This is a genomic window from Gammaproteobacteria bacterium, assembly GCA_013696315.1.
Taxonomy (GTDB): Bacteria; Pseudomonadota; Gammaproteobacteria; order JACCYU01; family JACCYU01; genus JACCYU01.
On sequence record JACCYU010000080.1, the window covers coordinates 1 to 5037 of the forward strand.

At 56.5% G+C, this 5037-nt stretch carries 4 protein-coding genes; all 4 read left to right on the top strand.

Features of this window, described 5'->3' with window-relative positions:
- A partial coding sequence (ettA, locus tag H0V34_04505; protein ID MBA2490984.1) for an energy-dependent translational throttle protein EttA occupies positions 1 to 1563 on the top strand: 1563 nt, incomplete at its 5' end.
- 59 nt (positions 1564 to 1622) lie between these two features.
- Positions 1623 to 2774 (top strand): NgoFVII family restriction endonuclease, encoded by a 1152-nt coding sequence (locus H0V34_04510; GenBank protein ID MBA2490985.1) that lies wholly within the window; start codon positions 1623 to 1625, stop codon positions 2772 to 2774.
- Positions 2774 to 3652 carry an ATP-binding protein gene (locus H0V34_04515; GenBank protein ID MBA2490986.1) on the top strand — a complete coding sequence of 293 codons (879 nt, stop codon included), beginning with the start codon at positions 2774 to 2776 and terminating at the stop codon, positions 3650 to 3652. The genes H0V34_04510 and H0V34_04515 overlap by 1 nt, the downstream gene beginning before the upstream one ends.
- A gap of 220 nt (positions 3653 to 3872) precedes the next feature.
- Positions 3873 to 5037, top strand: a 1165-nt coding sequence (locus H0V34_04520) for an alpha/beta fold hydrolase (GenBank protein ID MBA2490987.1), incomplete at its 3' end; no start/stop codon positions are given.

Here is a 5037-nt window from a genome sequence, read left to right on the forward strand (position 1 = left end):
ATCGGCGTGCTGGGTTATAACGGCGCGGGCAAGTCCACCCTGCTGCGGATCATGGCCGGTGTGGACAAGGATTTTATCGGCGAGGCGCGCCCGCAGCCGGGCATCAGAATCGGTTATCTGCCACAGGAGCCGCAACTGAATCCGGATATAGACGTGCGTGGCAATGTCGAGGAAGGTGTGGGCGGCATGCTGGGCCTGTTATCCGAGTTCAATAAGGTGAGCGAGGCTTTTGGCGATGAGGATGCCGATTTCGATGCGTTGCTGGCACGCCAGGGCGAGTTACAGGACCGAATCGAAGCCGCCGGCGGCTGGGATCTGGAGCGCAAGCTTGAAGTCGCCGCCGACGCGCTGCGCCTGCCCCCCTGGGACGCCGACGTCAAGACGCTGTCGGGCGGCGAGCGCCGGAGGGTGGCGCTGTGCCGCCTGTTGTTATCGCAGCCAGACATGCTGGTGCTGGACGAGCCCACCAACCATCTGGACGCGGAATCCGTGTCGTGGCTGGAGCGCTTCTTACAGGAATTCGCCGGCACGGTCGTCGCCGTCACCCACGATCGCTATTTTCTGGACAAAGTCGCCGGCTGGATCCTGGAGCTGGATCGCGGTCGCGGCATTCCCTGGGAAGGCAATTATTCTTCCTGGCTGGAGCAAAAGGACAAGCGTCTGGCGGTGGAAGAAAAACAGGAGGCCGGGCGACGCAAGTCGATCGCCGCCGAGCTGGAATGGACCCGCGCCAATCCCAAAGGCCGCCAGGCCAAGAGCAAGGCCCGCCTCAACCGTTTCGAGGAGCTGTCCAGCCAGGAATATCAGCAGCGCGCCGAGACCAACGAGATCTACATCCCGCCCGGCGCGCGGCTGGGTGATGTAGTGATCGAAGCCGAGCATATCGCCAAGCGCTTTGACGGCAGAATCCTGTTCGAGGACTTGAGCTTCAACCTGCCGCGCGGCGGCATCGTCGGCGTGATTGGCGCGAACGGCAGTGGCAAGACCACGTTATTTCGCATCCTGGTCGGGCGCGAACAGCCAGAGGCCGGCTCGATCAAGCGCGGCGAGAGCGTCGAGATCGCCTATGTGGATCAATCGCGCGACTCGCTGGAGGGCACGAAAACCGTGTGGGAGGAGCTATCGGACGGTCAGGACATTATCACGATCTGCAAGTTTACGATGCCCTCCCGCGCCTATGTCGGGCGCTTCAATTTCAAGGGTGCGGATCAGCAGAAAAGAGTCTCCGACCTGTCCGGCGGCGAGCGCAATCGTTTGCATCTCGCCAAGGTTTTGAAGGCCGGCGGTAATCTGTTGCTGCTGGACGAGCCGACCAACGATCTGGACGTCGAAACCCTGCGCGCATTAGAGGAAGCCCTGCTGGAATTCCCGGGCAGCGCGGTGGTGATCTCGCATGACCGCTGGTTTCTCGATCGCATCGCCACGCATATCCTCGCCTTCGAGGGCGACAGCCAGGTGCAGTGGTTCGAGGGCAATTACAGCGAATACGAGCAGAATCGTAAACGCCGCGCCGGCGCGGCCGCGGATCAGCCGCATCGGATTAAATACAAGCGACTGGCGTGAGGCAGGCGATCTAAAAGGCGTTGGATGCTTCCCATAATCACACCAGTATGGAAAAAGCCATGAAGCTGATACTGCATGACCAGAACAAGAGGGGCTCTCTCGACGAATACTATCGGCGCGCTTTCAAGCAAGCGACAGAATTATTTATCGTTACAGCCTATTTAACCGCGTGGGACAACGAACTTCAACTCAATGAGGCGTGTCGAGGTTTTCGGCTGATTATAGGCAAGGACTTCGGAATAACGCGAAAAGCAGCCTGTGAATCAGTAATGCAATGGCTGCCAGCAAAGAGAAAGAGTCAGTTTCTGGTGGCAGACCTCATTGCCGGATTCCATCCAAAGGCAGTATTTTGGTCTGAAGGTGACAACAAATATTATGCAATTGTCGGCTCCTCAAACCTGACGCGAGCTGCATTTGAAACCAACTACGAAGCAAACGTCTATTCTAAAATCTCGAAAACAGAGTATGCAGCAGCGAAAGAATGGGTGAAGCACCTAGAGTGCAAGTCAATCGTTGTCTCTAGCGACTGGCTATCAAAATACCACGAGTCAACGCGAGCCCCTGGCTCAAGACGCGCAAGTGCCAAAGACACGTCGGAAAAAGATATTGCGCTCATCGCACTAAAGTTGCCAAAGCCGAGAGGGACAGAGAAACAGGTTGAATATCGTCGGCGAAAACTACAAACCCACGAAAAAAAGCAAGCTGGTTTGACGAGGCTCTTCGTGCGGTGCGCGAATCGCGAGATCGAGTCCCGAGAGTTTTATGAACAGTTGCCAAACTACTGGAGTTATAAGATAGGAAATCGATTGCAAGGGCATGGGTTTGAAATCTCAGGCGCATGGAGTGATTTCACTGCGCTCTCTCAAAGCTTCATCCGAATTATTCGGACAGATGAAGACGATCGAGACGATGTTGTCGCAGAGGAAATTGACCGTCTTCAAGAATTGAGTGTAGCAACTAGAGCTGCATTCCTGTCAGAAATGCTCTGCCTTCGGTTTCGTAAACTGTACCCGGTGCTTAACGCGCCTGTTCGCAAATTTCTTACGGATAAAAAGTTCAAGCCACCAAGCAAGGCCAGTGAAGGCGCGCGATACATAGACTTGGCAAAAAAGTTGCGATTCTCGTTGCTCCAGAATCCCGAACATGCTGCTAAGGATCTCGCTGAGCTAGATGCCGTGATCTGGCTTGCTTACGGAAAGAAGAAGAAATAATGGGTAGGAACCAAACGGACGAGTTTGCTCCCGTAATCAGCCGCTTGGAAATACTTTTGACGCGCGCGGAAATGCTGCTACCCGCGAAGAACGACGAGCCGGACTGGGGTGCAGTGGCTTTCCGCTGGCGTAAGCCTGGTTTTCTGCAGGCGGTTAAACATCCGCATCGCATGGAGCTCGACGACCTGCTCAATATCGATGCGCAAAAGGCGAACCTGATCCAGAACACGCGTCAGTTCGTGGCCGGCCACGCCGCCAATAACGCGCTCTTGTCTGGTTCGCGCGGCACCGGAAAATCGTCGCTGGTGAAGGCGTTGCTGAACGAATACGCGGACGAGGGCTTACGCCTGATCGAGGTGGAACGCCACGATCTGATCGACCTGCCCGATATCGTCGAGCCGCTGTACGAGCGTCCCGAGCGATTTATTCTGTTCACCGACGATCTCTCGTTCGAGGCAAACGAGCCCAGCTACAAGGCGCTCAAGGCGATGCTGGACGGCTCCATCGCGGTCGCGCCGGACAATGTTCTGATCTACGCCACCTCCAACCGCCGGCACCTGATGCCGGAGTTCCAGCGCGAAAATCTCGAAGCCAGTTACGTGGAAGGCGAAATCCATCACGGTGAAGCGGTGGAGGAAAAGATCTCGCTGTCGGAGCGCTTCGGTCTGTGGGTTTCGTTTCACCCGTTCAACCAGGAACAGTATCTGCGCGCTGTTCGTCACTGGCTGCAAAGGCTTGACGCGCCTGCGCGCGATACGGACACGCTACGTGACGAGTCACTGCGCTGGGCCCTGCAACGCGGTTCGCGGAGCGGCCGCGTAGCGTATCAGTTCGCGCGCGACTGGGCGGGGCAGTCATCCTTGCAAAAAGCAGAGTAGCTGCTTCATTTTCACGCACATTGGGAGCCGGGGGTAAACTCGGCTGGTGCTGGCAGAACGCCCATGTTGGCGTCTTCGCCTCAAATCACTTCATAGTTCGTATTACAGGTGTCAAGATTACCTCTCGGGAAAACGTAAAGAGCCAAAGGTAATGGGGTATAGTCGTCGGCGGCTGGCAGGCTATTAACTTGTCTGTCCCGTCAAACACAGGAGAAGCTCGATGAAAGACAGTATTTCCCGAGTAGCACTGGCTGCGACCTTCGCTTCGACCCTCATCACTTCCACTATCGATGCAACAGCGGCGAATGAAAATCTCAAACCAATTACGATCGTCAAGCAGGGAAGTTTTTTCGTAGGCGGAGAAACAGTCGCGGGCCCCGAGGATTTCGATCCCACCGAAAGCACCGGGGTTACCAACAACCAGACCTTCTGGATCAATCAACTGTACGCCCAGTTTCAGATCCCGCGCAACGACCGGGACCTGCCGCTGGTGCTGGTGCATGGCAGCGGGCAAACCGGCAAAACTTGGGAATCGACCCCGGACGGCCGCGATGGCTATCAAAGCATTTTCCTTCGCCGCGGCTACAGCGTCTTCATCGTGGACTTTCCGCGACGCGGCAAGGCGGGCATTCCCTCTTTCAACGGGCGTCTGGGTCAACTGGACGAGCGACAGGTCATTCCTGACGAAACGTTCCGGTACGGCAATGAGGCGGCTTTCGTAAGCTTTCGTTTAGGCTTTGAGTTCGCCGACTATTTTTCAAACACGCAGTTTCCGAAAGACGGGCTGACCCAGTATTTCAAGCAGATCGTCCCCGATGTCGAGGACGATCCGGAGGTGATTTCCGACGCCCTCGCGGCGCTGTTTGACCGGATCGGCCCGGCGATCCTGGTTACGCACTCGCAATCGGGACTGTTCGGCTGGCTCACCGCCATGAAAAGCGCGAACGTAAAAGCGGTCGTCTCTTACGAGCCGGTGACGTTTGCGTTTCCGCAAGGCGCGGTACCGCCCGCCACCCCGCTCTCCAGCGGAGACATAGTGCTGGAACCGTTCGGCGTGCCCGTCTTCGATTTCCTCAAGCTTACCCGCGTTCCTATTCAAATTGTCTACGGAGATGACATCCCGAGCGAACCCACGGAAAACCTGCCTTTCGACCGGCGGCGGGTATCTGTCATCGATGCGAAGAAATTTGTCGATGCCGTCAACAATGCCGGTGGCGACGCCGCTCTACTCAACCTCCCCGACGCTGGTTTGCAGGGCAACACGCACTTTCCGTTCGCGGACCTCAATAACCTTGAAGTGGCGGACATGCTGTCCAGATTCTTCCGTGAGAAGGGGCTCGATACTCGATATGACACGCGCGAGCTGACCGACGTGAATTTTTGGA

Coding starts and splice junctions, on each gene's coding strand:
- H0V34_04515 (MBA2490986.1), top strand. CDS start 2,774: ATGGGTAGGAACCAAACGGACGAGTTTGCTCCCGTAATCAGCCGCTTG.
- H0V34_04510 (MBA2490985.1), top strand. CDS start 1,623: ATGAAGCTGATACTGCATGACCAGAACAAGAGGGGCTCTCTCGACGAA.